Raw genomic sequence first — 26,667 nt, 5'->3', positions numbered from 1 at the left:
CGGCCCTTATTTGGGTTCACCAATGGAGCCGAGAACTATTCGCCGGCAGCGCGGCGCTGAACGGGAGGCTTTTGCGAGTGCACTTCCTCAGCGACGAGGAAGGCCAATTCCAGCGCCTGGCTCGCATTAAGGCGGGGGTCGCAATAGGTGTTGTAGCGATCGGCCAGGGTGGTTTCGGTGACGGCCGAGAGGCCGCCAACGCATTCGGTGACGTCGTCGCCGGTCATCTCGATATGCACGCCGCCGGCATAGGTGCCCATTTCGCGGTGCACGTCGAAGAAGTTGCGCACCTCGGTGAGGACGCGATCGAAGGGGCGAGTCTTGTAGCCGGTCGACGCCTTGATCGTATTGCCGTGCATCGGGTCGCAGCACCAGACGACGGTGCGGCCGGCCTTCTGGACGGTCTCGATGAGGCGCGGCAGATGCTCGTGCACCTTTTCGGCGCCGAAGCGCGAGATCAGGGTAATGCGGCCGGCTTCGTCGGTCGGGTTGAGCCGGTCGAGGAGGCGCAGCAGATCGTCGCTGGCAAGGCTCGGGCCACACTTGATGCCGATGGGATTGTGAATGCCGGCAAAATATTCGACATGCGCTGCATCGGGCTGGCGGGTGCGATCGCCGATCCAGAGCATGTGGCCCGAGGTCGCGTACCAATTGTTGGTGAGGGAATCGCGGCGGGTCAGGGCTTCTTCATAGCCAAGCAGCAGGGCTTCGTGGCTGGTGTAGAAACTGGTCTGCTTCAGCGCCGGGGTGTTTTCCGGGTTGAGGCCGAGGGCCGCCATGAAGGTGATGGCGTCGTCGATTTTCTTGGCGACTTCCTCGAAGCGGACGTTCCAGTTGGACCCCTTCATGAAGCCCATGGTCCATTCGTGGATGCGCGTCAGTTCGGCATATCCGCCCATGGAGAAGGCGCGCAGCAGATTGAGCGTCGCGGCGGACTGGCGATAGGCCTGCAGCATGCGATCGGGATCAGGGACGCGTGCGGCCTCGTTGAACTCGATGGCATTGATGATGTCGCCGCGATAGCTCGGCAGCTCGACGCCGTCAATGATTTCGGTATCGGCCGAGCGGGGTTTTGCGAACTGACCGGCGACGCGGCCGACTTTTACCACGGGCTTGGAGGCGCCGTGGGTCAGGACAACAGCCATCTGCAGGAAGACGCGGAAGAAGTCGCGGATGTGATCCGCGCCATGCTCGGCAAAGCTTTCGGCGCAATCGCCGCCCTGCAGCAGGAAGGCTTCACCACGGGCAACGGCGGCGAGACGAGACTTCAGCTCACGGGCTTCGCCGGCAAAGACCAGCGGGGGAAAGGTCGAGAGCTGGCGTTCGGCTTCGGCGAGAGCCGCCGGATCGGGATAGGCAGGAACCTGCTTGATCGGCTTTTCGCGCCAGCTATTGGGGGTCCACGTGGTCATGGTCATCTCGCTCACCCGGGGGCATTCCTAGGGTGCGGGCGGTCTACCAAGCCACGCGGGCCCTGCCAAGGCCTAAGCAGGCCTAAGACGTCTTCTTGCCGTTCCGATAGGTGTAGCTCGGGGCCTTGAAGGTCACGAGTTCTTCGGCAGCGGAGGGGTGAAGCGCGATGGTGCGGTCGAAATCGGCCTTGGTGGCGCCCATGCCGACGGCAATGCCAACGAGCTGGATCATCTCGGCGGCGCTGGGCCCGAGGATGTGGACGCCGAGGACCTTACCCTCGTCCTTTTCGGTGATGAGTTTTAGGACCATGCGCTCAGTCTTGGTGGACAGCGTATTCTGCATGGGCCGGAAACGGGCGACATAGACGTCGATGTCACCATGGGTCGCTGCTTCTTCTTCGTTGAGGCCGACGACGCCGATTTCGGGCTCGCTGAAAACGGCGGTCGGGATGATCGAGTGGTCAACCGCCAGGGGCTTGTTGTTGTAGACCGTCTCGGCGAAGTACCAGCCTTCGCGGATGGCGACCGGGGTGAGCTGGGCGCGACCGGTGACATCGCCGACGGCATAGACCGAGGGTGCAGAGCTTTGCGAATAGGCGTCCACGGCGACGCTGCCATCGTCGTTGAGTTTTACGTTGGCGGTTTCGAGACCGAGGCCATTGGTGTTGGCGCGACGGCCGGTGGCGAACATGACCGCGTCAAAGGGGGCGGTGACGCCATCGCTAAAGGTGGCGTGGACGGCGTCACCCATCTTGGCGAGGGAGGCGACGGTGGTCTGATAGATCAGTCTGACGCCGCGGGTGGTGAGGCCTGCTTCAAGACCGATCCGCATATCTTCATCGAAGCCGCGCAATACGCGGTCACCGCGATAGATCAGCGTCGTATCGACGCCGAGGCCCGCGAAGATGGTGGCAAACTCCACCGCGATATAACCACCGCCCTCGATAAGAATGGTTTTAGGCAGGGTCGGCAGATCGAAGGCTTCGTTGGAGGTGATGCCGAATTCGGCGCCGGGAACATCGGGAATATGGGGATGCGAGCCGGTGGCGATCAGCAGGCGCTCCGCTGTCAGCTCGCGACCCGAACCCAGAAGCTTGATGCTATTGGGGCCGGTGACAACGGCACGCTCCTTGATGATTTCGACGCCGGGCTTTTCGAGATTGGCGGTATAGGCCGCTTCGAGCCGGGTGATTTCCTTTTCCTTGGCAGCGACCAGGGCCGGCCAATCGAATGATGCATCGACCTGCCAGCCGAAGCTGGGGGCAAGATCGAACTGATCGGCAAAGCGCGAGGCATAGACATAGAGCTTTTTGGGGACGCAGCCGCGGATGACGCAGGTGCCGCCGACACGGAACTCCTCGATGATGGCCACCTTGGCACCATAGGTTGCCGACATACGCGCCGCGCGCACGCCGCCGGAGCCGGCACCGATCACCAGAAGATCGTAGTCGTAAGCCATGGAAGTCCCCACATCATTCATCGTCAATTGACGATATATCTAGGCGTCTGTTGCGCACAAAAAAAGACCCCGCACATTGGCGGGGTCAATGGTCGGCAGAGGTGATCGATCAGATTTCGATGTTCTGGGCGCGCAGCTCGGCGCGGACCTTGGCGAAGAATTCGCGCTTGAGGTTGTTCGAGAAGACCTGCATGACGCGCTGGAGATCGGTGTTGATCTCGGAATTGGCCTGAGCCAGCTTCTGGCCGGTCGGGGTCTCGTAGAAGGCCACGATGGACTGCAATTCTTCGGAGGTGAAGCGCAGGGCATAGACGCGGGCGAACTGATCGAGAAGCTCACCCTTGCGACCGCGATATTCCTCGATGACCTTGGTGATCGCAGCATTGGTCTGATCGATGATCTCAGGGTTCTGGGTGACGATCTGCTGCATCGCCTCGACGCCGGTCTCGACGATGGTGACTTCATAGACACCGCCGCGATCGGTCAGGTCGATATACTTGCGCGCCAGCGCCAACTGTTCGGGCGGCACTTCCTGCGCGAAGGCGGGGGCTGCGAGGCCAATCATGCTGGCAGTCACCACGGCCGCGAAGATCGCCTTGGCGCCGCGCATAAAATCCCTGTTCATCCGGTTCCCCATCTGTCTGTTGCGGGCTGACGTCATTTGCCCTTGAAAAGTGTTTTTACGCCATCGGGCGCTGCCACATAAGCCTTGCTGCACATATTGAGAAAAAGTCCGTGCTGGACCACTCCCGGAATGTCGAGCAGATCGCGTGAAAGCGCTTCTGGCTGCGAAATGCGGCCAAAAAAAGCATCGAGGATCAGGTGTCCGCCATCGGTAAGGAAGACTTCGCCCTTGTCTTCACCGCGCAGCTTCAGCCCGCCTTCGGCCCCATGCGCCTTGATGACAGCATTGACGGCGTGGCGGGTGGCGCCGAGGCCGAAACGATTGACTTCGATGGGCAGCGGAAAGCGGCCGAGAGCCTCAACCACCTTAGTGCTGTCGGCAATCACGATCATGATATCGGAAGCCGCCGCGACGATCTTTTCGCGCAGCAGCGCACCGCCACCGCCCTTGATCAGGTTGAGATCGGCGTCGAGTTCGTCGGCGCCATCGACCGTCAGGTCGAGCCGACCCAGCCGATCGAGGTCTGACAGCGGGATGCCGAGGCCCTCGGCCTGGCGGGCTGTGACTTCGGAGGTCGGTACGCAGATCACGTCCAGACCCTGGGCAACCTTGCCGCCGAGGAGGTCGACGAAATGACGAGCGGTAGAGCCGGTGCCAAGCCCCAGACGCATGCCGGGGCGAACGTCTTCGATGGCTCGCGCCGCTGCTTCGCGCTTGAGATCTTCAGACATTGGCACCTCGCTAATATGCAAGCGTGATGCAGGGTCTGGGACCATGCTGTCAAGCCTTGCAAACCCGGGCGTTCACGCATTGGTGAATAGCGACTGTAGCGGCTCCGCAACACAATAAGGCACGGGTGCCACGGATGTGGCGAAAAGGTGACTGTTAACCCTTCTCGACTAAATTGCGGAAATGTAAATAGCGGCATTACTTGCGGTCACCCGAATCATTGAGCCGCATTCATTCAGAGGCCTGGAAGAGCATGAAGTTTATGAAAGCGGCTATGGCCGTGGTGCTGTCGATCCTGTTGGCGGTGGGCATGGCCGTGCCAAGCCAGGCCGCCCGCGTCTACAATCCCGATACCAATACCTGGGAAGAACCCTCCGTTGTGGCTACGCGTAGCCGCGGCGGCAGCCCGGTCAAGAAGCAGATCGTCGACTACGATACCAATTATGCGGTCGGCACGATTGTGGTCGAGACCGGCGAACGCCGTCTCTATCTCGTACTCGAAGGTGGCAAGGCCATGCGTTACGGCATCGGCGTCGGCCGCGATGGTTTCACCTGGTCCGGTACCCACCGCATCACCCGCAAGGCCGAGTGGCCCGGCTGGACCCCGCCCCCGCAGATGCGCAAGCGCGTTCCCGACCTTCCGGCCTATATGCCCGGCGGCCCGGACAATCCGCTTGGTGCCCGCGCCCTCTATATCGGTTCGACCCTCTATCGCGTGCACGGCACTTCTGAACCGTGGTCCATCGGCCAGGCCGTCTCTTCGGGCTGCATCCGTCTGACCAATGACGACGTGACCGACCTTTACGAGCGCGTGAAGGTTGGCGCCCGGATCGTCGTCAATCACTGAGATTATCTCGGCATAGAATTTTGAAAGAGGTCGCTTCGGCGGCCTTTTTTGTTTTGGAGGCCTAGAGCCTCGACACACCGAGATGGGAATTCCAATTGGCCGCGTCTGCACTTACAATAGTCTCATGAACGCGCCTTTCCTTCCGTCCCGACCGCTCATCGACCGCTATGGCCGGACGATAAGCTATTTGCGCATTTCGGTGACGGACCGCTGCGATTTCCGTTGCGTCTACTGTATGGCGGAAGACATGGTCTTTCTGCCCAAGAAAGACGTGCTGAGTTTTGAGGAAGTCGAGACGATTGCCTCGGCTTTCGTCGCGCGGGGGACGACCAAGATCCGGCTGACCGGCGGCGAGCCGCTGGTGCGGCGCGACATCATGGATCTGGTGAAGAGCCTTGGGGCCAAGATCGGCTCGGGTCTCGAAGAGCTGACCGTCACCACCAATGGCAGCCAACTGGCCAAGCATGCCGAGGGGCTTTTTGCGGCCGGGGTGCGGCGGATCAATGTTTCGCTCGATACGCTCGACGCAGAGCGGTTTACTGCCATTACCCGAAGAGGACGCCTGCCCGACGTCATGGCGGGGATCGAGGCCGCGCAGGCAGCGGGCCTCGCGATCAAGATTAACATGGTGGCGATGCGGGGCGTCAATGACGACGAGATCGAGCCGATGATGGCCTGGGCCCATGGCCGGGGCATGGGGTTGACGCTCATAGAGGGCATGCCGCTGGGTGAGGTTGGAATCGACCGCGTCGACAGCTATCTGCCGCTGCGGGAACTGCATGATCGGCTGGCGCGGCGCTATACGCTGACGCGGCTCGACAAGCGCACGGGCGGCCCGGCGCGCTATGTGCACGTTGCCGAAACCGGCGGCGTGCTCGGCTTCATCACGCCGATGAGCCACAATTTCTGCGAGAGCTGCAATCGGGTGCGGTTGACGGCGACGGGGCAACTTTTCCTGTGCCTGGGGCAGGAAGACCAGGTGAACCTGCGCGATGCGCTGCGTGACGGCGGGCCGGCGGCGCTCGACGCGGCGCTCGATCAAGCCATGCTGATCAAGCCGAAGGGCCATGATTTCGTGCTCGATCGCGGCAGTTCGGGCGCGCCGGCCGTGGCGCGCCATATGAGCGTGACAGGCGGCTAGCGCCCCTCGCCGCGCTCCACCAGTTCCACCAGAATGCCATCGGGATCGCGGACGAAGGCGAGTTGCTTGAGAAGCGTGGAATTGCGCGCCGGCCGCGGCCCTTCGACCGTCGGAAAGCCGGCCGCGCCCAGCCGCGTGACGATCTCGTCCATGTCAGAAAAGGCGAAGGTGAGGTGCCGCAAGCCTGCTTCATGCAGCGGCACATCACGAAAGCGGTCGACCAACGCCGCCGACGGCGCAAACACTTCGAGCATGCCCGAGCCGGTATCGAGGAAGGCCAGTTCGCCGCGATCGGCGCTTTTGCGCAGCACGAGGCGCAACCCCAGGAGATCGCAGTAAAAGGCGATCGCCCGGTCCATGTCCGAGACGGTCATGCCGACATGTTCGAACCCGAGCAGCATGGTTTTACTTGTCGTCGTCCACGACGATGGCAAAATCGAGCGGCAGGGCCGTGGTATATTTGATTTGGCCCATGGCGAAGGCCGAGCTGACATCGGTCAGGTTGATCTTGCTGATGAGCCGCTTGTAGAAGGCATCATAGGCCTGGATATCGGGCACAACGACGCGCATCAGATAATCGACATCGCCGCTCATGCGATAGAACTCAACGACCTCGGGGAATTCGTCGATGACGCCGGAGAATTTGCGCATCCAGGCTTCGTTGTGCTCATTGGTCTTGACCGAGACAAAGACCGTCACGCCGACATTGACCTTGTTGGGGTCGAGCACGGCCACGCGCCGCTGGATGACGCCGTCTTCTTCCATCTTCTGGATACGCCGCCAGCAGGGCGTCGTGGAGAGGCCAACCTTGCGGCCGATCTCGGCGACCGGCATGGTTGCGTCTTTTTGCAGGAGCGTCAGTATCTTGCGGTCGATCTTGTCCAGTGCCATCAGGCCCTCTCTTTGAAATCAGATTTTTCTTATTGACGATTTTTGGGGCACGTACGCAGCGGAAACTGCCATATCGGCGTTCATGGCGCAATAAAATTGCGTCACGCACTCGTATTATCACTGGTAAGGGAGGATTAACCAGGCACTGGCCCGTTTCGCATCGATCAAGCCGCGATCAAAGCTCGAATTTCACGGGGTGTTAACCACGCCTCGCCTAACTTCAGCACCGAGCGTTGCGATGGCCGTTGCCATTGCGTGAGTTAGTAATGAGTACCGTTCATGCCGTCTCAGCCGGCCAATACCGCGGACGTCCGCGCCCTCATGGGCCATGACGGTAAGCGCGCAGCCCAAAAGACCGTGCTCGAAGCACGCCAGAAGCTGACATCCAGCTCCGGCACGCGTGCCGAATTCGACTTCGAACTCATGCATGACTATGCCGAATCCCGACGCGGGGCGGCCCTGCCCATGGCGGCGATCGTCGTCATTCTGGCGATCGTTTCCAGCTTCTGGGTGCCGGTCATCTTTTCGGCTTTTTGGGCCGGTCTCGTTATTGCGAGCCTTCTCGTCGTGGTGCTGGTGGCGAGCCGGTTTAGCGCCCAGGACCCGTCCAAGTTCAACGCGTCGCGCTGGACCACGAGTTTTGTCGCGGCCGAGATACTTTATGGCTTGGCGCTGTCGCTGCTCGCCCTTTCCACCATCGTTGCCAATCCACACGATGTGGCGCCGGTGATGTTTGCCATGGTGCTGGTGAGCATTGCGGCCAATGCCATCGCGACCCACACCCTGCCCCCGGCCACGCTGATGAGCACGTTGCCGGTGACCATCACCGTTACGGCCAGCCTGTTGGCGCTGGGCGGTACGCTCAATTATACGCTGGCAGCAGTGACGGCCTGCGGCGAGATATTCTTCGTTTACCTGGCACGCCAGCTTTATGCATCGGACCTCGAGACCCTGTCGCACCAGTCGGAAAAGGACTCGTTGATCGCCGAGCTGGAAGAGGCGCGGCACATGTCGGACGAGGCCCGCCGCCATGCCGAGCAGGCCAATATCGCCAAGAGCCAGTTTCTCGCGACGATGAGCCACGAGCTGCGCACGCCGCTCAACGCCATTATCGGCTTCTCCGAAGTGTTGAAATCGGAACTGCTCGGTACCCATCAGGTGCCGCAATACAAGGAATATGCCGGCGACATTCATGCCAGCGGGCAGCACCTGCTGAACCTGATCAACGAGTTGCTCGATCTCAGCCGTATCGAGGCAGGCAAGTACGAGCTGCACGAAGAGGCCGTTTCGATTGTCGATATTGCCGACGATTGCCAGCGCATGATGCAGTTGCGCGCCAAGTCCAAGAGCATCGAGCTGCAATTCAGCTATGGCGACAACCTGCCGAAAATCTGGGGCGACGAACGGGCCATCCGCCAGGTGGTGCTCAACCTTTTGAGCAATGCCATCAAGTTCACGCCGCAGCAGGGCAAGGTCTCGCTGGTTGTGACGCGCAGCGCCGATGGCGGGCAGCTCATTTCCGTCAAGGACAATGGCCCGGGTATTCCCGAGAATGAAATCGAGACCGTGCTGTCGTCCTTCGGGCAGGGTTCGCTGGCTCATAAGACGGCCGAACAGGGGGCTGGGCTTGGCCTGCCGATCGTGCAGCGCATCATGGACCTGCATCAGGGCCGGTTCGATCTCTTTTCGAAGCTGCGTTTCGGCACGGAAGTGATCGCCACTTTCCCGCGCGCCCGCGTCATGGATGCGCTGGCACCGGTAACCGAGCGTCGCAACAAGCTCGAAATCTATTCTCAGGCTGGTTGATCGGGCCGCGGTCACGTCCCAAATTTGCCCTCATCGCCAGCTTCTTTGCGGCGATTGGGGGTATTTGCCTGTGAAACGACTTTTGGGCCTGTTGGCCGCTCTTATCTTTTTGCCGGGCCTGGCTTTGGCGCAGGACAATTCAGCTTCTGCCGCTCCCTATGATACGAGCTATCCGGCTTCGGCGATAATTTCAGCGCGTATTCAGCGCCAGTTTCTCGACAATATCCGCTGGAGCGTCAGCGCCGAGGCCCGGAACAATCTCGCAGCCGCCTTTGCCGAGCGCCCCGCCCTCGACATCTGGCAGGACCTTGTGGCCGCAGACGGGCTCAAGACTGGCAACGTGGTCGATGCCCTCACCGCCTATTGGGTGCTGAATTGGGTGACGGCCAATGCGCGCTACAATTTCAAGGTGGACAATGCGCCCATCCGGGCGCAGCTCCAGGCATCCATGGCGGCGGATGCGAACTTTCGCGCGCTCAACAATCTGCAGAAGCAAGAGATGGCCGAGGGCTATATCCTGCGCTTCCTTGTGGAGCATGCCGCGCTCAATGATGCGGTGATGCGAAAAGACGTCACAGCGCTGGGCAGGCTGGCACTGGCATCGGTGACGCGCTTCCGCCAGGAAATGGGCGTCGATCTTTTGGCATTGCAACCTGGCCCCGAGGGCTTTGCGCCCAAGGCGCGACTGGCTAATCCAGCCGGCGACTGACTGAGGCGCTGTCGAAGGTCGCCATATTGGTGTGAAGATGCAGCGCGGTCTTGACCAGCACCACGCCAAGCGCGGCGCCTGTGCCCTCCCCGAGACGCATGCCGAGATCGAGCAGCGGCGCCTTTCCCATATGCTCCAGCACGCGGGCATGCGCGCCTTCCCTGGTGATGTGGGCGAAGAGGCAATGGTCGATGGCCTCGGGATTGACCGCATGGGCGATTGCCGCGGCGGCGGTTGCCACATAGCCGTCGATGACCACCGGCACCTTCTGGTGGCGTGCGGCGATCAGCGCCCCGAGCATGGCGGCGATTTCGCGGCCTCCAAGGCGGGCGAGGATCGCGAGGGGATGGTCGAGGCCATCTTGGTGCAGGGCAAGGGCTTGGTCGATCGCGTCGACCTTGCGCGCATAGCCGGCATCGTCGACGCCAGTGCCACGGCCGGCCCAATCGGCGCCGGTGCCGCCATAGAGGGCGGCGAAGATGGCGGCAGCAATGGTGGTGTTGCCGATGCCCATTTCGCCGAGGCCGATGATATCGGGCTTTCCGGCCACCGCCTCCATGCCATAGGCGATGGTGGCGGCGCACATCTGGTCGTCGAGCGCTGCTTCCTGGGTGATGTCGCCGGTGGGCAGTTCGAGCGCGAGTTCGAAGACGCGCAAGTTGATTTCATGCAGGCCACAGATCTGCGAAATAGCTGCGCCGCCATTGGTGAAATTGGCGACCATCTGGGCGGTCACATCCGGCGGGAAGGCGGAAACGCCCTGGTCAGCCACGCCGTGATTACCGGCAAAAATGGTGACCATCGGGTTTTCGAGGCGCGGGGTCTGGCGATGCTGCCAGCGGGCGAGGAATTCCACGAGTTCTTCGAGGCGCCCGAGCGAACCGGCGGGCTTGGTCAATTCAGCATCGCGGCGACGAACGGCGGCGACAGCGGCCTCGTCGCCATCGGGCACGGCGGTCAGCAGTTCCACGATATCGGCAAAGGCGGGATTGAGCGCAGGCATGGGGCGAGTCCGAAATGGGCGAAGGAGTGCGGACTTGTTGCCCAGAATGGTTCCAATTGCAATTGAGGCAGTCCGCGGCAAAGCTGCGGCACTGTGACTGCGCCATATCGGCGGCGCAAAGTCTTGAAATCGTAGCGGTCCGTCCCTTAATCGAAGGGATCAAAGGTTGATGGAAAGCAGAGACATGATCTTTATCGGCATTGCCCTGCTTGTAGCGGCCGGAATCGCCCTGATGATCTCGGCCGATGCCGGGAGCATGATCGGCCTCACCCAGACGCAGACAGCGCAACTGGTGCCGCTCGTCGTCATCCTCATCATCTTTGCCGGTGGCGCCTTTGCGCGACGCCGGCAAGCGGCCGAATTGGTTGGGGCGCTGGTGCTCTGGGTCGGCATCTTTGCCGTGGTCGGGGTTGGCTATGCCTATCGCGACGAATTGATGGGCGTGGTCGGCCGGGTCACCGGCGAATTGCGGCCCGGTGTTGCCGTGGTCGACAGCGAGCGCGGCACGGCGGTGTTCCGGCGCGGTTTTGGCGGGCATTTCGAGATTGCCGCCACCGTCAATGGCCATACGACGCCGATGATTTTTGATACGGGCGCCAGTGCCGTGGTGCTGACGCGGGCGGATGCGGAGGCGGCGGGCATCGATCTATCGGAACTGCGCTATGCGATCCCGGTTTCGACGGCCAATGGCACCGGTATGGCGGCGCGGACGCGGCTCAAGACCATCGAGGTTGGCGGCATTTCACGGCGCAATATTCCCGCTTTCGTGGCTGAGGACGGGGCGCTGGAAACGAGCCTTTTAGGCATGACGTTTCTGGAAACGCTGGGCCGCTATAGCGTGACGCAGAACTCGCTGGAATTGCAGGACTAGCTCGCGACGGCTTCGGCGCGTTCTTCGACGACGGAGAGGGCGTGCATGAATACTTCCGGGCCGGCCTTGGGTTTGCAGGCGTCCACGCTGAGGATCTGGCGGAACTGGCGGGCGCCGGGGCGGCCGTTGGCGAGGCCGAGCATGTGGCGGGCGATGTTGTTGAGGCGCGTGCCGGTCTGCAATTGGGCTTCGGCATAGTCGGCCATAGCTCGCATGATGTCGGCGAGGGTCAGCGTGGATGGTTCGTCGCCGAAAAGGCGGTGGTCGACGTCGGCCAGCATCATCGGATTGTGATAGGCGGCGCGACCGAGCATAACGCCATCCATGTGCTGAAGATGCTCGTCGATCTGTTCGAACGTCTCGATGCCGCCATTGATCATTATCGGCAGGGGCGCGAGCCGCTGGCGCAGGCGATAGGCGCGCGGATAGTTGAGCGGCGGGATGGTGCGGTTTTCCTTGGGACTTAGTCCCTGGAGCCAGGCTTTGCGGGCGTGGACATAGAGCGCGGCGACGCCGGCTTCGGCCATCTTGTCGGCGAAACGATCAAGGCTTTCTTCGATGTCTTGGTCATCGATGCCGATGCGGCACTTTACGGTCACCGGCTTGTCGGTGGCCGAGCGCATGGCGCGGACGCAATCGGCAACGAGATCGGGCTCGGCCATCAGGCAGGCGCCGAACTTGCCGGACTGCACGCGGTCCGAAGGGCAGCCGACATTGAGATTGATCTCGTCGTAGCCGTAAAGGTCGCCTTGGCGGGTGGCGGCGGCAAGGTCAATCGGGTCGGAACCGCCCAATTGCAGGGCGACGGGCTGCTCGGCGGGGTCGAAGCGCAGATGGCGCTCGGTATCGCCATGAATGACGGCGCCGGTGGTGATCATTTCCGTGAACAGCAGGCCGCGCCTGGTCAGCAGGCGATGCAGATATCTGCAATGCCTATCAGTCCAGTCGATCATCGGTGCGACGGAAAAGCGGCGGGCGGTCTCAAGCGAGACGTCCTGGCCGCGCCCCAGTTCGGTCATTAGCGCAATTTCATCTATCATTCGAAGGTGGCTCCAATAGCCCCTTCTCGCCCGGCGGGCAATGCCGGCGTGATCTGGATCAAAGTTCTGGCTGCCACGTTGTTCTACTGTGCGTCATCTTCAACGGGGGAATTTTCGCCATGTACTCGAACATCGTTTGCGCCATCGACGGCTCGGATCTCAGCACCAAGGCCTTTACCCATGCCATTGCCCTCGCGGGCAAGCTTGGCGCCAAGCTGACAGCCGTCACCGTGACCGAGCCTTCCATCATCATCGCGCCGGGCGCCGAAATGATGATGGTGGATACGTCGAGCATTCTTGAAGAGCTCGACAAGGCCAAGGCCGAATCCGCCAAGGGCGTGCTGGAGGACGCGACCAAGCTCGCGAGTGCCGCGGGCATTACTCTTGCGACCCAACACCTGCCGGACCTGCCGGCAGCGGAAGGCATTATCAAGCAAGCCAAGACCATCGGTGCCGACCTGATCGTCATGGGCTCGCATGGCCGTCGCGGGCTCGGTCGGCTGTTGCTTGGTTCTCAGGCGGCGGAAGTTCTGGCGCATGCCGAAATTCCGGTGCTGATCATCAAATAGCGTATCTCCGGCGCTTCGTTCCTTTCGGAAAACCGGTGCCCGCTTTTCCGCGCGCAGCGCTAACATGTCAGCTATGGCGCGGTGCCGGATTTTCCGCTATGGGCCGGTATCCCAAGAAGAGCGTCGCGCCATGACCCAGTCCCTGCCCCGCCATATCGCCGTGATCGATATCGGCAAGACCAATGCCAAGGTCGTGCTGATCGATGCGGCAAGCGAAGCGCTGCTGGGCTCGCTCAGCCAGCCCAATAGCGTGCAGCGCGATGCGCCCTACCCGCATGCCGATGTCGAAGGGCTTTGGGATTTTATCCTCTCGAGCCTGGGTGAACTGCATCGCGAGCACGGGATCGATGGCATTTCCATCACCACGCATGGCGCCACCGCTGCGCTGATGGCGGGCGATCGGCTGGCGATGCCGGTGCTCGACTATGAATATGACGGCCCGGACTCGTCCGACGAAGCCTATGACCGCGCGCGGCCTCTCTTTGCCGAGACGCTATCGGCGCGCCTGCCCAATGGGCTCAATCTCGGCGCACAGATTTTCTGGCAATCGCGGGCTTTTCCGGAAGACTTCGCCAAGGTCACGGCGATCCTGACCTATCCGCAATATTGGGCCTGGCGCCTGACCGGCATTCTGGCCAGCGAAGTAACCTCGCTCGGTTGCCATACCGATCTCTGGGCGCCGGACAAGGGCGACTTTTCGTCCATGGTCGACGAGCAGGGCTGGCGGGCTTTCTTTCCGCAGATCAGGCCGGCAGCCTCGGTGCTCGGACCGATCCTTAACAATCTTGCCGGCTATACGGGCGTGCCGGCCGGCACGCCGGTGACCTGCGGCATTCACGATTCCAATGCATCGCTGGTGCCACATCTGGGCCGCCGAGAAGCGCCCTTCACCATCCTGTCGACGGGCACCTGGGCCATTGCCATGACGGTCGGTGGCGACACGGCAAAGCTCGATCAGGCACGCGACAGCCTTGCCAATGTCGATGCCTTTGGCCGGCCCGTGCCGACGGCGCGCTTCATGGGCGGGCGAGAATTCGACACCATCGTGCGCGAGATCGTGACCCCGAGCGAAGCGGACATTGTGGCCGTGATCGAGCGAGATGTGCAGGCACTGCCGACCTTTGCGCCCGGCGTTGGTCCCTTTGCCAATGGGCGGGGCCGTTGGACGGTGGCGCCGGAAGACCTAACGCACGGGGAGCGTACGGCCGCGGCGTCGCTTTATCTGGCGCTGGTGGCGCGCGAATGCCTCGATCTCTGTGGGCTGGGCAAGAGCATCACCATCGAGGGGCCGCTGGCGCGCAATGCGCTGTTTGGTGCGGCACTGGCGACGCTCGCCGGGCGGCCAGTGCATGCCTCCGGAGATGGGACGGGCACCAGCCTTGGGGCAAGCCTGTTGTTTGGCGGAAAGGCTGCGCATGAGCAGCACGATAGCCCGATCGTGCCGCTGGCCCATCCGGGTTTTACCGAATATGCGCGGCGCTGGCGGGAACGCGCGAAGGCCTAGACCTTCGGCTGAGATGCATTGACGGCAGGCCATTGGTATCCCATGTCTGGGGCACAGATATGGAGGCCGACATGGCAACGCCCAAGCACCGCATCGTCATCATTGGCGGAGGCTTTGGCGGTATAGCGGCGGCGCAGGTGCTGGCGCGTGCCGATGTCGAAGTGCTGGTGATCGACCGGCGCAACCATCACCTCTTCCAGCCCCTGCTCTATCAGGTTGCGACGGCATCGCTGAGCCCCTCGGAAATCGCCTGGCCGATCCGCCATATCCTGCGCAAGCAGCGCAATACGCGGGTGATCATGGCGACGGTGACCGGGATCGATACCGCCAACAGGCAAGTGCTGATCGAGGATGGTGCGCCGGAGCATTACGATAGCCTGATCATCGCGACGGGCGCGCAGCACGCCTATTTCGGCAATGACCAATGGGAAGAGTTTGCGCCGGGGCTGAAGACGCTCGAGGACGCCACCGCCATCAGGCGAAAGCTGCTGCTGGCCTTCGAGGCGGCGGAGCGGGAATTCGATCCGCGCAAGCGCCGGGCGCTGCTGACCTTTGCCATTATCGGTGCGGGTCCGACGGGCGTCGAAATGGCCGGGGCGATCAGCGAACTGGGACGGGCGAGCTTGGCAGGGCAATTCCGGACGATTGCGCCGGAGGATTTGCGGGTCGTGCTGATCGAAGGGGCGGACCGAGTGCTGCTCAATTTCAAGCCGGAACTATCGGCCTATGCGCTGAAGTCGCTGGAGCATCTCGGTGTCGAGGTCGAGTTGGGGCAGATGGTCAAGGCGGTCGATGAGGACGGGGTGACTTTCGGCGAGAAGCGGCTGGCGACCAAGACTGTCATCTGGGCGGCGGGTGTGGCGGCATCGCCTGCGGCCAAGTGGCTGGGTGTCGAAGCGGATCGGTCGGGGCGGGTGAAGGTGGAACCGGACTTGTCTGTGCCGGGTCATCCCGAGATTTTCGTGGTCGGCGATACGGCTAGCATCATCAAGCCCGATGGTAAGCCGGTGCCGGGCGTGGCTCCGGCGGCCAAGCAGGCTGGGGCGCATGCGGCTCGCGCTGTGCTGAAGCGGCTCGCGGGGGGTGGAGCGAGACAGCCCTTTGCCTACAATCATGCAGGCGATCTCGCGACCATCGGCAAGCAGGCGGCGGTGATCGATTTCGGCTGGCTCACGCTCAAGGGCTGGTTTGCCTGGTGGGTATGGGGCATTGCCCATATCTACTTCCTGGTCGATGCGAAGAACCGCATCTTCGTGGCCATGAGTTGGCTCTGGATCTACCTCACCGGCCAGCGCAGTGCGCGGCTGATCACCCATGGACTGGCGCCGACGGCGGAGCCGCTCAAGGAAATCGAGCAGGAAGTGCCTAAGCCGGCTCGTTGACCAGCGTGACCTCGGCCTTGGAGAGTTGGCGCTCGCGCAGCCAGATGTAGAGGCCGCTGAGGATGATGATGGCGGCGCCGAGTATGAACCATTGATCGGGCGGCTGATTGAAGATCAGCCAGCTCGCTATCGAGAGATAGAGCAGGCTGAGATAGCTAAACGGAGCAAGGATGGCCGGGGTGGCGAAACGATGCGCCACCGAATTGAGAAAGTGTCCGCCGAGCCCTGCCGCGCCCATGATGAGGAAAGCGATCCAGGAAATCGGCTGGGTCGGCCAGACCCAATCGGTGAAGGCTATGGGCGCCAAGAGGATGACCGGCGTGGCGCCGGCAAAGAACTGCTGGGTCGAGGCGCTGTCGACGCCCGCCAGTTTGCGGGTGAGGATGGAGAACAGCGCCAGGAACAGAGCAGCGCCCACGCTCAATAGAGCGGTTGGCTGAAAGGCCTCGGAGCCGGGGCGAACGATGATCAGGATGCCGATGAAGCCGACGCCAATTGCGAGCCAGCGGCGCCAGCCGACCGTGTCGCCCAAAAGCGGACCGGACAGGGCGCAGATCAGCAGGGGCGAGGTGAAGAGGATGGCGCTGGTGACCGTGAGCGGCAGATAGCGCATGGAGAGGAAGTTGAGCCCGGTCGTCCCGAGGAGACAGAAGCCGCGCAGGACTTCGAGCTTCCAGTTATTGCTCTTCACAAGGTTGATACCGCTAACCGGCAGGAAGAGCAGCAACAGGAGCGCCAGATGCATGCCATAGCGCATGAAGACGATCTGCGTCGTCGCCATGCCTTCGATCGACAGCCACTTGGCCGAAATGTCGAGGACCAGCAGCACAAGCTGGGACGCCAGAACGAGCGCAATGCCGAGATTGGCGCGGCTTTCAATGGGGGAGACCGGGGAAGCCATCAGACGCGCCCGTATCCGGCAGGGAACAAAGACGTGCCGAGAATACGGGGGCGAGACATGGCTGGTCCGGGCAGGAAGAAAAAGGCGGTCCCGCACCGATGCGCGATGGGGACCGCCAAGTCAATGCTCTGGTATGGAAGCAAAGCCGTTCAGAACGTCTCTGCCAGATTGCGCACGGAGAGCGAGGCGGAGAGATCGGCCGCGGTGACCGCTGCGCCGTGGCGCGGAATGAAGGTCAGTTCCACGGGGCGGCCGGGCAGAAGGGTGACCGCATTGTCGGAGAAATAGCCGGGGACATTGACCGAGGCCGTGGCGAAGAAGGCAGGCTTGTCGCTTGAGAGCGTCAAGACGGCCTGGCCATCCCGATCCGACCAGGAGGAGGAGATGGTGGGCTGCACCAGCTCGTAGGCCTTGTAGGGTTTGGGGAAATAGTCGTTTTCACCGAGGATTTTGCCGGATGCGTCTTTCCAGGTGAAGTAGAGGAACTCGTCAGCGACGAGGTCAGCGGCTGCGATGGTCGTGACGCTGATGGCGGCATCGGCGCTGATGGCGCTGTTGCCGGAGAAGACAACACGGCTTTCGCCGGTGACTTTTGCGGCAGTGACTTCGAGCGCGATCGAGATCGGGCGGCCGGTGTCGTTGATGGCGCGGAGGGTGATTTCGGAGCCGTCGGCATTGGGCACGGCCACGACGTTGACGAGGCGGAAGAAGCGCTTGGCCATGTGGTGCATCAGCTTCCACTGCCCGCCATAGTCGAGGCTCGACCAGCTCGCCACCGGCCAGATGTCGTTGATCTGCCAATAGAGCGTGCCCATGCAGCGCGGCTTGGTGGAGCGCCAGTATTCGATGGCAGTCTTGATGGCGAGGCCCTGCTGGATCTGGGAGAGGAACACCATCTGGTCGAAGTCGCGCGGGAAGCGGAAATAGCGCGTCATCGTCTCGATGATGCGGGCATTGCCGCCATTGTTGCGCTGGTGGTTTTCCATGACCGGCGAGGACGGATTGCGGTCCTTTTCTTCCGAGAAGGTCTCGATGACGTTCATAGAGGTAAAGGACTGGAAGCCGAATTCGGAGGCGAAGCGCGGATTGACGGTGCGGTAGGCATCAAAGCTCTTGGCCGAGTGCCAGACGTCCCAATAGTGGAGGTCGCCGCGTGTATCCGAATGCCAGCCATCGGAGAAGTCCATGTAGCCGAGGGAGGGCGAAGACGGCCAGAAGCGGCGGGATGGGTCTTCGTCCTCGACGATCCGGTGCAGCATGGAGTTGAGGCGGTCGTAATTGGCGATATAGCGCTCTTTTTCGGCGCGAGTTTCCGGATACCAGTTGAGCGAGCCGATGACTTCATTGTCGCCACACCAGAGGGCAATGGAGGCGTGGTGCGACAGACGGCGGACCTGCTGGGTGATTTCGGTTTCGACCGAGGCGAGGAAGTCGCGGTCGGACGGATAGCTCATGCAGGAGAACATGAAATCGTGCCAGAGCAGGATGCCGAGCTCGTCGCAGAGCTCGTAGAAATAGTCCGGCTCATACTGACCGCCACCCCAGATGCGGAGCATGTTCATATTGGCGGCTTTTGCGCTTTCGAGCAGGTCGCGGATGACCGCCGGAGTAATGCGCGAGGGAATGGCGTCAGCCGGGATCCAGTTGGCACCCATCATGGTGATGTCGCGGCCATTGATGCGGCACTTGAAGGTGTGGTCGATCTCGTCCTTCTCGATGATCCACTCCAGCTTGCGGAGACCGATCTTGCGGGTCGTGACTTCGCCTTCGAGGTTCGTCGTCAGCTCGTAGAGCGGCTGGGCGCCCTGCCCGGCTGGCCACCAGATTTTCGGGCTCTGGATCGTCACATTGTGGGTGAAGACGTTTTCGCCCTTCTGGACCACGACCTTGTCGGTGATGATCTGGCCGTCGATCCTGTGTTCAAGTTCAACCTCGCCATGGGCGAAGGCAAAGACACGGGTCTTGATGGAAAGTTCGACCGAGTTTGTGCCGTGGGTCTGCTCGACTTCGACGCTGTCCTGGCGGGCGAGATGCGCTTTGCGCAGGCTCATCGTGCCATAGACGCCGACAGGCATGGTGCAGATGCCCCAGTCCCAACCTGCATGGCAGGCCGCCTTGCGGATGAAGTTCATGTGGATGCCCTTCAACCCGTTGGTTTGGTAATTGTAGGTGAAGGGAATCGGGAACGGGTGAGCGTCGGAGCGCGCCTTGGCGACGTCGGGCGCCACGCCGAACTCGATGCGTAGCGTGTTCTCGCCCTGGTGCACCTTGCCGGTGACGTCGATGTCGTGGCGCACAAAACTGTTGTCGGTGCGGGCGACGACTTCGCCATTGAGGAGGATGGTGGCGATGCAGTCGACTTCGGACAGAGTCAGCGTCAGGTAGCCGTCGATATCGGCGGCCGAGGCGTCAAAGCGGCGCTCGACATGCCACTCGGTCTCGCCCACCCACATAACGACTTTTTCGTTCTCGCCGAAATAGGGATCGGGAATGAGATCGGCGGCGAGGAGCGCGCCGTGGACGTCGCCCGGGAGGGTGATTGCCGTCGTGATGTTTCGCGATGGCGCGGTCAGGCCATAGGCGCCGCTGAGATCAAGCGCGGTGTTGAAGCTCGGAATAGTCAAGTCGTCCTCCTGCCGGCCGCGGCCGGCACCTCTGGCAGTCGCAAATCAACTACCGAAATCGATTTCGGAGGCGTTTGTAGCGGGAAGCGCGACGCCTTCCAATGGGCCAAAAGGGGTTTTTACGGCCTGTTGCATCGTTGCGAATGCCAAATTTGCTGCTTAGGGCCCCCACCGACGTAGATTTACTGATCTATTAGGAAATCTAGGCTTAGGCTTGTCATACAAAGGGCAGTGCCATGTCAGTATTCCGGCGCCTGGGCCGTGTCATTTTTGAATCTCCGGGGTCGGCAGAACTGTCGCTGGCCCAATGGCACGCACTTAGGCGCCAGGTGCCGCTGATGTACGCCATGTTGCTGGCCAATATGGTCATCCTGGCGGCGACGCACCTTTCGAGCGCACCGAAATTTCTGACGATCCTTGTTCCGTGCGTGATGATCGCGCTTTGCGCAACGCGGGTTCTGCGCTGGGTGGGTAGCGACAGCGCGACAATCACGCCGGAGCAAGCCAACCGCGACATCAGGGCCATGGTGATCCTTGGTCCGCTCATCGCCATCGGCTTTGCCGGCTGGGCATTGAGCCTTTACCCCTTTGGCAGCCCGCCGCAGCAGGCGCATATTGCCTTCTTCATGGCGATCACCACCATCGGCTGCATGTTCTGCCTGCTCAATGTGCGCAAGGCGGCCGTGGCGATCAGCGCCTGCGTCCTCATTCCTTTCACGGGCTTCTTCGTTCTGACAGGACAGCCCGTCTTCATTGCCATTGCGCTCAACATGGTCGTGGTGACCGCGGTGCTCACCACTATTCTTCTCGACAATTATCGCGACTTTGCCGGGCTCGTCGCCTCGCGTCAGGAAATGGCTCGTCGGCAAGAGCAGACACAGCAGTTGCTCGACGAAAACCACCGCCTCGCCTGGCTCGACAGCCTGACGGGCGTGCCCAATCGCCGCTCGTTCCATAAGGAACTGGCGCGTGCGCTGGAGGAAGCAAAGGCGGGCGGCAGGACAATCGCCGTAGCGCGGCTCAACCTCGATCGCTTCAAAGCAGTGAACGAGGTGTTCGGGCAGATTGCCGGCGACCGGGTTTTGATCGAGGTGGCACAGCGGATCGATGTCCATCGGCCGTTTTCTTCCTTTCTCGCCCGCCTCGACAGCGACAATTTCGCGCTGATCCTGACGGAGAATTCCTCGGGACCAAGCCTTGAAAAGCTCGGCCAGCGGCTTTGCGAGGCCATTGCGCGGCCGATCAAGCTGCCGCTGGGCACTACGCATGTGACCGCCTCCATCGGCTTTGCAGCATCGGGCCCCGAGGACACGCTGGAAACGCTGTTCGACCATGCCGACTATGCCGGCCTGCTCGCCAAGCGCGATGCGCGCGGCGGCACCATGGTGTTTTCCGCCATCGATGCGCATGACCTCAGGCAGATCCGGCGCATGGAGCATCTGCTACATACGGCCGATCTCGACGAAGAGATCTATATCCTGCTGCAGCCGCAATTCGACATCGCCATCGGCGAGACGACGGGTTTTGAGGTCCTGGCGCGCTGGCGCAGCCCGGTCCTCGGGGAAATATCGCCTGCCGAGTTCATTCCCATGGCCGAACGCATGGGCCTGATCGGGCGGATCACCCAGGTCGTGTTGCGCAAGGCGCTGGCGGTCAGCGAGAAACTGCCCCGGCGCATGCGTCTTTCGGTCAATCTCTCTGCCAATGACATCGGCTCGCCTGCCGCTATCGACGCCGTCATCGCCCAGGTGGAGGCCGCGCCACGCCCGAGCCGGGTCGATTTCGAAATCACCGAGACCGCCATCATGCGCGATCTCGACCACGCCAAGGAGGCCTTATCCCGCCTCCTCGGGCTTGGCGCGCGGATTGCGCTTGACGATTTCGGCACGGGGCATTCGAGCCTTACCCACGTGCAGCGCCTGCCGCTGCATCGTATCAAGATCGATCGCAGTTTTGTGGCCGAAGTGACGAGCGATCCGACGAGCCGCGCCATCGTCAAGACCATGGTCGATCTCTGTCGGAACCTGGGCATGTCCTGCGTCTTTGAAGGGATCGAAACCGAGGCGCAGCTTGAAGCGCTTGCCGGGCTCGGCGGCACGGTCATGCAGGGTTATCTCTTCGGGCGGCCGATGCCGCCGGACCAGGCGCTGGCTCATGCCGAGCAAAGCGAAGCGGGCTGGCGCCCGGAGCACAGCCAGCGCTTTGGCGCGGTAAGCTGAGATCGGCAGTGATTCTTCGCCCGCAGCTGTCGAAGTCCGGCCCATTGCTTCGTCGTCAAAGCGAACGGACACTATCGGGTCCAGGGAACAAGGCAGGGCAAAATGATCAGGACAGGTTGGGTAATGAGCGCGCTGGTGACGCTCTTTCTTCTGGGCGCTTCGGCGGCGCCGAAACTCATCAATTCACCGCTGGCGCTGGAGCCATTGGAAGTAGTGGGGTGGCCGGCGAAGTATCTGTTGCTGATCGGTATCATCGAGGTTGTGGTCGCCGTGCTCTACATCATTCCGCGCACGGCCCTGCTGGGCGCCGTGTTGATGACGGCATTGCTCGGCGCGGCGCTGGCGGCGAACCTGCGGGTCGACAACCCGCTCTTCAGCCATACGCTGTTCAGCATTTATTTCGGGACGTTTGCCTGGGTGGCGCTGTGGTTGCGGGAGCCGAGGATCAGGAACCTGTTTCCGATCGTGCGGTAGCTCACAAATCGTCGTCACCACCGGGCTTGTCCCGGTGGTCCCCAGCGGAGGTGAGATGGATTGCCGGGACAAGCCCGGCAATGACGATGGTGGGGGTATCGTAGACAAAAAAGGCCCGGTCGATTGACCGGGCCTTTCTTTACTGCGCTGCTTCGAGGTCCAGGAACCCGCCGGACTGGCGTTCCCAGAGCATGGCGTAGTGGCCGCCCGAGGCGAGGAGTTGGGCGTGGGTGCCCTCTTCCACGATCTTGCCCCTTTCGAGCACCACGAGCCGGTCCATGGCCGCAATGGTCGAGAGGCGGTGCGCGATAGCGATCACCGTCTTGCCCTGCATGAGCATGGTGAGCTGCTCCTGGATCGCCGCTTCCACTTCGGAATCGAGCGCGGAAGTGGCTTCGTCGAGTACCAGAATCGGCGCGTTCTTGAGGAGAACGCGGGCGATGGCGACGCGCTGACGCTGGCCGCCGGAGAGCTTTACGCCGCGTTCGCCCACATGCGCATCATAAGCCTTGCGGCCCTGCGGGTCGGAAAGACCCATGATGACATCGTGGACATTGGCCTGTTCGGCCGCCCGCATCATTTCCTCGTCGGTCGCGTTCTGGCGACCATATTTGAGGTTTTCGCGGACGGAGCGATGCAGCAGGGACGTATCCTGGCTGACAAGGCCGATGGCGGCGCGGAGGCTTTCCTGGGTCACCGAGCGGACGTCGTGCCCGTCGATCTTGATCGAACCGTCCTGCACATCGAACATGCGCAAAGCGAGATTGACCAGGGTCGACTTGCCCGAGCCGGAGCGGCCGACAAGGCCAATCTTTTCGCCCGGCTTCACCGCAAGGCTGAACTCGTCGATGACCGAGCCTTCCTTGCCGCGCCAGTAGTTGAAGCTGACATTGTCATAGTTCAGCTCGCCCCTGGTGACGGCAAGAGGCTTGGCTTCCGGCGCGTCGAGCATGGTCAGGGGCTGGGCGATGGTGTCCATCGAGTCCCGCGTCGTACCGATCTGACGGAAGATGTTGGAACCGATTTCGAGGATCCAACCGCTCATGTTCATGATCTGCAGGGCGAAGGGGATCGCCGTCGCCACCGCGGCAGCCGTCAGCACGCCATTGTTCCAGCCGGCGAGAGCCAGCCAGGTGACCGAGACCACGAGGCCCGCATTGAGCATGAACAGGATCGACCACATGTAGGTGAACACCCGCATCAATTTGCGGAAGCTCACGGCGTGGTCGAGCACGCTGTCGGCGACATATTTGTCTTCATGCGCGCCGGAGGCGAAGGTCTTGAGCGTCTGGATATTGGTGTAGCTGTCGACGATGCGGCCGGTCATCACCGATTTGCTCTCCGAAAGCTCTTCGGAATAGCGGGCAATGAGCGGCATGGTGATCGAGAAGAGCACCGCATAGAGAAGCAGCCAGACACCAATCGGCACCAGCAGCACCGGATCGAGCTGGGCCAGGACGACGACGGCGACCACGACGAAGACCAGGGCATACCAGGCCGCGTCGATGGTGAGGTTGACGCCGATTTCGATGGCTTCACCGGCCTGGATGACCTTGTTGGCGATGCGGCCGGCAAAGTCGTTCTGGAAGAAGGTCCAGCTTTGCCGGATGACATGCCAATGGCTTTGCCATCGGACGATATCGACGAGGTTAGGGACGATGCCGTGGTTGCGCACGAGCGTGTCGAGCACGAAGGTCAGCGGCCGGACGATGACGACGACAAAGACCATCCAGAGGAAAGTCTGGGTGTGCAGGTCGAAGATTTCGCCGGGATTGGTTGTCGCCAACATGCCCACCACCATGCCGACAAAGACCGGCATGAGCGCGTCGGCGATCGAACCGATGGCAACTAGGCCAATGCGGATCGCGAAAGCGCCTTTGAACTGGGCAACGAAGTAGCGAACGAAGGGCGTGAGACCCATGGGCGGCTGGCGATTCTTGGCCAGGGCGATGGGCGAATAGAGATTGTCGAAGAAGTCGATGACGCGGTTGAACATTTTCTGCTCATTTTATTGAGCCGCGCCTGAAAGAACCTTTCAGTCGGTTCGTATCAGGTTCGGTGCCTATCGGTGGGTTTGGGTTGGCTGGGGGCAAATGCACCGGGCTGATTGCCTTCATGTCGCGTCATAATGATATCTCCCATTTGGGATCTCCTCTGGTTGAGCCTCCCCTCAGGGAAGCGGATAAAAACTCTGCGTCATTCCCGCGAAAGCGGGAATCTCTGGCTACCCGCCACCGCATGGGATTCCCGCTTTCGCGGGAATGACGCCGTGGGTGGCGAGGAAAAGAGCGGCGCTTACTGCGCCGCGTCCTCGACCTGGTCCATCTCCAGGAACCCGCCCGATTGGCGTGCCCAGAGCTGGGAATAGATGCCGCCCGTATCCACGAGCTCGGCATGGGTGCCCTGTTCGACGATCTCACCCTTATCGAGCACCACCAGGCGGTCCATCATGGCGATGGTCGAGAGGCGGTGCGCGATGGCGATGACGGTCTTGCCGCGCATCAAAAGCTCGAACTGGCTCTGGATGGCAGCTTCCACTTCGGAGTCGAGAGCGGACGTTGCCTCATCGAGCACCAGAATCGGTGCATTTTTCAAGAGCACGCGTGCGATGGCGATGCGCTGGCGCTGACCACCCGAGAGTTTCACCCCGCGCTCGCCCACATGGGCATCGTAACCCTTGCGGCCCTTGTAGTCCGAAAGGTCGGCGATGAAGTCGTGGGCTTCGGCGAGCTTGGCGGCCTCGATCATCTCTTCTTCGGTCGCGTCGGGGCGGCCGTAGACGATGTTGTCGCGCACCGAGCGATGCAGCAGGGAGGTGTCCTGGGTGACGACGCCGATATTGGCGCGGAGGCTATCCTGCTGGATGGTCGCGATGTCGTTGCTATCGACCAGAATGCGTCCGCCCTGCCGGTCGTAGAAACGCAGCAAGAGGTTGACGATGGTCGACTTGCCCGCGCCGGAGCGACCGACAAGGCCGATCTTCTCGCCCGGGCGGATATTGAGGTTGAGGCCCTCGATGACGCCGGACGACTTTCCATAGTGGAACGAGACATTGTCGAACTTGATGTCGCCTTCGACGCGGCCGATCGGCTTGGCATCTGGCTTGTCCGACACGACGCGCGGCAGCGAGATGGAATTGATGCCATCCTTGACCGTGCCGATGTTCTCGAACAGGGAAGACATTTCCCACATGACCCACTGGCTCATGCCCTGGAAGCGCATGACGAGGCCGAGGGACACCGCGAGTGCGCCCGGGCTCATGACGCCCTGCATCCAGAGCCAGATACCCGTAGCGCCGACCGAGAAGAGCAGCAGGGCATTGGACCAGAGGACCAGCATATTGAGCCAGGTGAAGAGCCGCATCTGGCGATAGACGGTGCCCAGAAACTCATCCATGGCCTCGCGGGCATAGGACTCTTCGCGGTTGGAATGGCTGAAGAGTTTTACGGTCGCGATATTGGTGTAGCTGTCGACGATACGGCCGGTCATCATCGAGCGCGCATCGGCTTGGGCCTGTGAAATCTTGCCCATGCGCGGGATGAAATAGACCATCAGGGCGATATAGGCGGCGAGCCAGACGAGGAACGGAATGGCGAGGCGCCAATCCGCCGAGGCGGCCAGGAACACAGCGCCGGTGAAGTAGACGACGACATAAACCAGCATGTCGAGGAGCTTCATCACCACTTCGCGCACGGCGAGCGAGGTCTGCATCAGCTTGGCGCCGATGCGGCCGGCAAACTCGTCCTGAAAATAGCTCATCGACTGGCGGATGAGGTAGCGGTGCGCCATCCAGCGAATGCGCTGCGGGAAATTCCCGAGCAGCGTCTGGTGCATGGTCAGGGTCGAGAGCAGCGCGAAGCCGGGGAGGATGATGACGATCATCGCGCCCATGAAGGCCAGCTTCCATCCGTCGGTCTGGAGGAAGGTCTCGGGATTGGCACCGGCAAGCCAGTTCACCACGTCGCCAATGAAGCTGAAGACGAGGATTTCGCCGATGGCGACAGCCGCGGCGGCAAAGGCCATCAGGGCCAGCCACTTCTTGGCGCCATGGCTATAGTGCAGACAGAAGGCCAGAAGGCCCTTTGGTGGCTCGGTTGGCTCTCCCGAGGGATAAGCGTCCAACTGCTTTTCAAACCATTTCAGCACTTGCGTCACCATGTATATCGTCCGGAAGGACACCATGGCCGAACGCTAAGTGACGGCGATGACAAGGGCCGTCAGCAGAGGCTGGCGATGGTCGATCCATCCAGGGAAATTTAAAGACCGCGCTCGATACGTTCCAATGAACGCAGAGGAGCCGCGTGGCGTTTAGCCCAGGCCTCCTCCCCAATGCCGTCCCAATTGGCATTGAAGAATTGGGCTATGCAGCCAAGAGCGGCGTAGCATACACAAAAGGCTAGAGTCGGCTGTTGCCTGTTGGCCACATTCGGACGCCAGAAAATAACGTTGCACTGGACCATT

General features: G+C 61.7%; 22 protein-coding genes. 10 read left to right on the top strand and 12 right to left on the bottom strand.

Features of this window, described 5'->3' with window-relative positions:
• Nucleotides 1–35 precede the first annotated feature (35 nt).
• From J7557_RS06515 to rpiA, 4 genes are all read right to left on the bottom strand, one after another.
• Nucleotides 36–1,412, bottom strand: coding sequence for a class II 3-deoxy-7-phosphoheptulonate synthase (locus tag J7557_RS06515; RefSeq protein WP_291418537.1), 1,377 nt, complete (start codon nt 1,410–1,412; stop codon nt 36–38).
• Nucleotides 1,413–1,494: 82 nt separating this feature from the next.
• Nucleotides 1,495–2,871 carry a glutathione-disulfide reductase gene (gene gor, locus J7557_RS06510; RefSeq protein WP_291418535.1) on the bottom strand — a complete coding sequence of 459 codons (1,377 nt, stop codon included), beginning with the start codon at nt 2,869–2,871 and terminating at the stop codon, nt 1,495–1,497.
• Between the two features lie 109 nt (nt 2,872–2,980).
• A complete protein-coding gene (locus J7557_RS06505) occupies nt 2,981–3,496 on the bottom strand; it encodes a DUF2059 domain-containing protein (RefSeq protein WP_291418533.1) in 516 nt (171 codons plus the stop codon).
• 32 nt (nt 3,497–3,528) lie between these two features.
• A complete protein-coding gene (rpiA, locus tag J7557_RS06500; RefSeq protein WP_291418531.1) occupies nt 3,529–4,227 on the bottom strand; it encodes a ribose-5-phosphate isomerase RpiA in 699 nt (232 codons plus the stop codon).
• A 260-nt stretch (nt 4,228–4,487) separates the two neighbouring features.
• Between rpiA and J7557_RS06495 the strand changes: the two genes are divergently transcribed.
• Together J7557_RS06495 and moaA are read left to right on the top strand one after the other, a co-directional pair.
• Nucleotides 4,488–5,072, top strand: coding sequence for a L,D-transpeptidase (locus J7557_RS06495; protein WP_291418954.1), 585 nt, complete (start codon nt 4,488–4,490; stop codon nt 5,070–5,072).
• Between the two features lie 124 nt (nt 5,073–5,196).
• The gene (gene moaA, locus J7557_RS06490; RefSeq protein ID WP_291418529.1) at nt 5,197–6,213 is read left to right on the top strand and encodes a GTP 3',8-cyclase MoaA; all 1,017 of its coding nucleotides are present in this window, start codon (nt 5,197–5,199) and stop codon (nt 6,211–6,213) included.
• Here moaA and J7557_RS06485 read toward each other — a convergent pair.
• Together J7557_RS06485 and J7557_RS06480 are read right to left on the bottom strand one after the other, a co-directional pair.
• Nucleotides 6,210–6,614 carry a VOC family protein gene (locus J7557_RS06485; RefSeq protein WP_291418527.1) on the bottom strand — a complete coding sequence of 135 codons (405 nt, stop codon included), beginning with the start codon at nt 6,612–6,614 and terminating at the stop codon, nt 6,210–6,212. The two genes, moaA and J7557_RS06485, sit on opposite strands and share 4 nt — an antisense overlap.
• A 4-nt stretch (nt 6,615–6,618) precedes the next feature.
• A complete protein-coding gene (locus J7557_RS06480; RefSeq protein WP_035086672.1) occupies nt 6,619–7,098 on the bottom strand; it encodes an Lrp/AsnC family transcriptional regulator in 480 nt (159 codons plus the stop codon).
• A 285-nt stretch (nt 7,099–7,383) separates the two neighbouring features.
• On the opposite strand from J7557_RS06480, the gene J7557_RS06475 reads away from it, so the two are divergent.
• Entirely contained in the window at nt 7,384–8,910 is a 1,527-nt protein-coding gene (locus J7557_RS06475; RefSeq protein WP_291418525.1) for a HAMP domain-containing sensor histidine kinase, read from the top strand.
• Between the two features lie 91 nt (nt 8,911–9,001).
• Nucleotides 9,002–9,619 carry a DUF6683 family protein gene (locus J7557_RS06470; RefSeq protein WP_291418523.1) on the top strand — a complete coding sequence of 206 codons (618 nt, stop codon included), beginning with the start codon at nt 9,002–9,004 and terminating at the stop codon, nt 9,617–9,619.
• Here the strand turns inward: J7557_RS06470 and cobT are convergent.
• Nucleotides 9,600–10,622, bottom strand: coding sequence for a nicotinate-nucleotide--dimethylbenzimidazole phosphoribosyltransferase (cobT, locus tag J7557_RS06465; RefSeq protein ID WP_291418521.1), 1,023 nt, complete (start codon nt 10,620–10,622; stop codon nt 9,600–9,602). The two genes, J7557_RS06470 and cobT, sit on opposite strands and share 20 nt — an antisense overlap.
• Before the next feature lie 169 nt (nt 10,623–10,791).
• On the opposite strand from cobT, the gene J7557_RS06460 reads away from it, so the two are divergent.
• On the top strand, nt 10,792–11,493 hold the full coding sequence (locus tag J7557_RS06460) for a TIGR02281 family clan AA aspartic protease (RefSeq protein WP_291418519.1): 702 nt from the start codon (nt 10,792–10,794) through the stop codon (nt 11,491–11,493).
• Here the strand turns inward: J7557_RS06460 and dusA are convergent.
• Nucleotides 11,490–12,512, bottom strand: coding sequence for a tRNA dihydrouridine(20/20a) synthase DusA (gene dusA, locus J7557_RS06455; protein WP_291418953.1), 1,023 nt, complete (start codon nt 12,510–12,512; stop codon nt 11,490–11,492). The two genes, J7557_RS06460 and dusA, sit on opposite strands and share 4 nt — an antisense overlap.
• A gap of 140 nt (nt 12,513–12,652) precedes the next feature.
• Between dusA and J7557_RS06450 the strand changes: the two genes are divergently transcribed.
• The 3 genes from J7557_RS06450 (at nt 12,653) to J7557_RS06440 (ending at nt 15,988) form a co-directional block, all read left to right on the top strand.
• Entirely contained in the window at nt 12,653–13,102 is a 450-nt protein-coding gene (locus J7557_RS06450) for a universal stress protein (protein WP_035086580.1), read from the top strand.
• A 130-nt stretch (nt 13,103–13,232) separates the two neighbouring features.
• Complete coding sequence (locus J7557_RS06445) at nt 13,233–14,606, top strand: FGGY-family carbohydrate kinase (RefSeq protein WP_291418516.1); 1,374 nt, start codon at nt 13,233–13,235, stop codon at nt 14,604–14,606.
• A 71-nt stretch (nt 14,607–14,677) separates the two neighbouring features.
• Nucleotides 14,678–15,988, top strand: a complete 1,311-nt coding sequence (locus J7557_RS06440) for an NAD(P)/FAD-dependent oxidoreductase (protein ID WP_291418514.1) — start codon at nt 14,678–14,680, stop codon at nt 15,986–15,988.
• On the opposite strand, the gene J7557_RS06435 is transcribed toward J7557_RS06440, so the two are convergent.
• Both J7557_RS06435 and J7557_RS06430 read right to left on the bottom strand, forming a co-directional pair.
• Nucleotides 15,972–16,889 (bottom strand): DMT family transporter, encoded by a 918-nt coding sequence (locus J7557_RS06435; RefSeq protein ID WP_291418512.1) that lies wholly within the window; start codon nt 16,887–16,889, stop codon nt 15,972–15,974. The two genes, J7557_RS06440 and J7557_RS06435, sit on opposite strands and share 17 nt — an antisense overlap.
• A 149-nt stretch (nt 16,890–17,038) precedes the next feature.
• Nucleotides 17,039–19,513 carry a glycoside hydrolase family 2 protein gene (locus J7557_RS06430; protein ID WP_291418511.1) on the bottom strand — a complete coding sequence of 825 codons (2,475 nt, stop codon included), beginning with the start codon at nt 19,511–19,513 and terminating at the stop codon, nt 17,039–17,041.
• A gap of 236 nt (nt 19,514–19,749) precedes the next feature.
• Between J7557_RS06430 and J7557_RS06425 the strand changes: the two genes are divergently transcribed.
• Both J7557_RS06425 and J7557_RS06420 read left to right on the top strand, forming a co-directional pair.
• A complete protein-coding gene (locus J7557_RS06425) occupies nt 19,750–21,732 on the top strand; it encodes an EAL domain-containing protein (protein ID WP_291418509.1) in 1,983 nt (660 codons plus the stop codon).
• Between the two features lie 123 nt (nt 21,733–21,855).
• Nucleotides 21,856–22,206, top strand: a complete 351-nt coding sequence (locus J7557_RS06420) for a DoxX family protein (RefSeq protein ID WP_291418507.1) — start codon at nt 21,856–21,858, stop codon at nt 22,204–22,206.
• Nucleotides 22,207–22,345: 139 nt separating this feature from the next.
• Here J7557_RS06420 and J7557_RS06415 read toward each other — a convergent pair whose 3' ends face one another.
• On the bottom strand, nt 22,346–24,202 hold the full coding sequence (locus tag J7557_RS06415) for an ABC transporter ATP-binding protein (RefSeq protein WP_291418505.1): 1,857 nt from the start codon (nt 24,200–24,202) through the stop codon (nt 22,346–22,348).
• A gap of 299 nt (nt 24,203–24,501) precedes the next feature.
• A complete protein-coding gene (locus J7557_RS06410; protein ID WP_291418503.1) occupies nt 24,502–26,364 on the bottom strand; it encodes an ABC transporter ATP-binding protein in 1,863 nt (620 codons plus the stop codon).
• Between the last annotated feature and the right edge of the window lie 303 nt (nt 26,365–26,667).

This window comes from Devosia sp. (genome assembly GCF_017744655.1).
GTDB lineage: Bacteria > Pseudomonadota > Alphaproteobacteria > Rhizobiales > Devosiaceae > Devosia.
Note: the sequence above shows the minus strand (reverse complement) of the source record. Positions and strands in the feature narration are given on the sequence as shown.

What these genes read in the sequence shown, in the direction of transcription:
- J7557_RS06415 (WP_291418505.1), bottom strand. Translation starts at nt 24,202, where the DNA reads ATGTTCAACCGCGTCATCGACTTCTTCGACAATCTCTATTCGCCCATC.
- J7557_RS06410 (WP_291418503.1), bottom strand. Translation starts at nt 26,364, where the DNA reads ATGGTGACGCAAGTGCTGAAATGGTTTGAAAAGCAGTTGGACGCTTAT.
- J7557_RS06505 (WP_291418533.1), bottom strand. Translation starts at nt 3,496, where the DNA reads ATGAACAGGGATTTTATGCGCGGCGCCAAGGCGATCTTCGCGGCCGTG.
- dusA (WP_291418953.1), bottom strand. Translation starts at nt 12,512, where the DNA reads ATGACCGAACTGGGGCGCGGCCAGGACGTCTCGCTTGAGACCGCCCGC.
- J7557_RS06445 (WP_291418516.1), top strand. Translation starts at nt 13,233, where the DNA reads ATGACCCAGTCCCTGCCCCGCCATATCGCCGTGATCGATATCGGCAAG.
- gor (WP_291418535.1), bottom strand. Translation starts at nt 2,871, where the DNA reads ATGGCTTACGACTACGATCTTCTGGTGATCGGTGCCGGCTCCGGCGGC.
- J7557_RS06440 (WP_291418514.1), top strand. Translation starts at nt 14,678, where the DNA reads ATGGCAACGCCCAAGCACCGCATCGTCATCATTGGCGGAGGCTTTGGC.
- J7557_RS06485 (WP_291418527.1), bottom strand. Translation starts at nt 6,614, where the DNA reads ATGCTGCTCGGGTTCGAACATGTCGGCATGACCGTCTCGGACATGGAC.
- J7557_RS06425 (WP_291418509.1), top strand. Translation starts at nt 19,750, where the DNA reads ATGTCAGTATTCCGGCGCCTGGGCCGTGTCATTTTTGAATCTCCGGGG.
- moaA (WP_291418529.1), top strand. Translation starts at nt 5,197, where the DNA reads ATGAACGCGCCTTTCCTTCCGTCCCGACCGCTCATCGACCGCTATGGC.
- rpiA (WP_291418531.1), bottom strand. Translation starts at nt 4,227, where the DNA reads ATGTCTGAAGATCTCAAGCGCGAAGCAGCGGCGCGAGCCATCGAAGAC.
- J7557_RS06435 (WP_291418512.1), bottom strand. Translation starts at nt 16,889, where the DNA reads ATGGCTTCCCCGGTCTCCCCCATTGAAAGCCGCGCCAATCTCGGCATT.
- J7557_RS06515 (WP_291418537.1), bottom strand. Translation starts at nt 1,412, where the DNA reads ATGACCACGTGGACCCCCAATAGCTGGCGCGAAAAGCCGATCAAGCAG.
- J7557_RS06420 (WP_291418507.1), top strand. Translation starts at nt 21,856, where the DNA reads ATGAGCGCGCTGGTGACGCTCTTTCTTCTGGGCGCTTCGGCGGCGCCG.
- J7557_RS06450 (WP_035086580.1), top strand. Translation starts at nt 12,653, where the DNA reads ATGTACTCGAACATCGTTTGCGCCATCGACGGCTCGGATCTCAGCACC.
- J7557_RS06475 (WP_291418525.1), top strand. Translation starts at nt 7,384, where the DNA reads ATGCCGTCTCAGCCGGCCAATACCGCGGACGTCCGCGCCCTCATGGGC.
- J7557_RS06495 (WP_291418954.1), top strand. Translation starts at nt 4,488, where the DNA reads ATGAAAGCGGCTATGGCCGTGGTGCTGTCGATCCTGTTGGCGGTGGGC.
- J7557_RS06460 (WP_291418519.1), top strand. Translation starts at nt 10,792, where the DNA reads ATGGAAAGCAGAGACATGATCTTTATCGGCATTGCCCTGCTTGTAGCG.
- cobT (WP_291418521.1), bottom strand. Translation starts at nt 10,622, where the DNA reads ATGCCTGCGCTCAATCCCGCCTTTGCCGATATCGTGGAACTGCTGACC.